Source organism: Viscerimonas tarda (genome assembly GCF_054601255.1).
In genome coordinates this window covers 1-1,018 of sequence record NZ_BAAHWV010000143.1, presented here as the reverse complement: position 1 = coordinate 1,018, position 1,018 = coordinate 1, and the positions used below count along the sequence as shown (strand labels likewise).

2 protein-coding genes are annotated in these 1,018 nt (G+C 45.8%); both read left to right on the top strand.

The annotated features are described in order from the left end of the window. On the top strand, positions 1-425 hold a 425-nt coding region (locus ACYPWY_RS16390; RefSeq protein WP_459686620.1), incomplete at its 5' end, for a DUF4141 domain-containing protein. Between the two features lie 40 nt (positions 426-465). Beyond that, positions 466-1,018 (top strand): conjugative transposon protein TraJ (gene traJ, locus ACYPWY_RS16385; RefSeq protein ID WP_459686619.1); only part of this gene is annotated, 553 nt, incomplete at its 3' end.

Here is a 1,018-nt window from a genome sequence, read left to right as displayed (position 1 = left end):
ATTACGACAAACTCAAAGCCATACACGATTTGGTAAAGGATGCAAAGAAAGTCCGCGATGCCATTTTGCTGGTGGGCGAAATCGGCGACATTTATGTAAACAGCTTCCAAAAGATGCTTTCCGACCCCAATTTCCGATATGAGGAATTGGTCGCCATTTCCAATGGCTACACGGTTTTGTTGCAGGAAAGTTCGGATATGCTCTTGGAAATGAAAGATGTTGTCAATATCAACGGACTTTCGATGACCGACCACGAACGGATGGACATTATTAACTATGTCTATGACCGCCTGAAAAGCCATCGGAACTTGGTGGATTACTACACGCGCAAAAACATTTCCATTTCGTATCTGCGGGCAAAAAAAGCAGGAGAAACCGACCGCATTGTCGCCCTGTATGGGAACGCTAACGACCGCTATTGGTAATATTCAATTACGAATTACGAATTAAAAATTACGAATTGCGATGTTATTAGCAATAGAATTTGACAATCTGCACCAGATACTCCGTAACTTATATACGGAAATGATGCCCCTGTGTGGTAATATGGCTGGCGTGGCAAAGGGTATCGCGGGCTTGGGTGCGCTGTTTTATGTGGCGCACAGGGTTTGGCAATCCCTTTCCCGCGCAGAGCCGATTGATGTGTATCCGCTTCTTCGTCCGTTTGTGATTGGCTTGTGCATTATGTTCTTCCCCACCTTTGTGTTAGGCACAATCAATTCCGTGATGTCGCCGGTGGTCAAAGGTTGCGGACAAATGCTTGAAACGCAAACATTTGATATGAACGAATACCGCAAACAAAAAGATAAGTTGGAGTATGAAGCCATGATGCGTAATCCCGAAACCGCCTACCTTGTCAGCAATGAGGAATTTGACAGACAACTCGACGAGTTGGGCTGGAGTCCGGGCGACCTTGTAACGATGTCGGGAATGTATGTCGAGCGTGGAATGTACAACCTGAAAAAGAGCATAAGAGATTGGTTTCGCGAACTCTTGGAAATACTGTTTCAGGCGGCGG